Here is a 230-nt window from a genome sequence, read left to right as displayed (position 1 = left end):
GGCCACGAGCAGGTCGAAGTGGGTGTATTCGAAGCGGGTGGTACCGCCGATGGGATCGGTGTGGGTGAGGCAATTGCCCTCGCCGTCGTAGGACCAGGACTCGGTCGCGCCGTCCGGACCGGTACGTCGCGCGAGTTCGCCCTCGATGGTCCACTGGAGGAGGACAACCGCTCCCAGCGGGTCCGTGATCCGTACGGGGCGGCCGAACGTGTCGCGTTCGTAGCGGGTGA

Annotated in this window: 1 protein-coding gene; it reads right to left on the bottom strand. The window is 67.4% G+C overall.

The genetic code is table 11. The annotated features are described in order from the left end of the window. On the bottom strand, positions 1–230 hold a 230-nt coding region (locus tag IF11_RS37545), incomplete at both ends, for an RHS repeat domain-containing protein (protein WP_037729569.1).

The organism is Streptomyces scopuliridis RB72, from assembly GCF_000718095.1.
GTDB classification, from domain to species: Bacteria; Actinomycetota; Actinomycetes; order Streptomycetales; family Streptomycetaceae; genus Streptomyces; species Streptomyces scopuliridis.
This window is presented reverse-complemented; position numbering and strand designations above follow the sequence as displayed.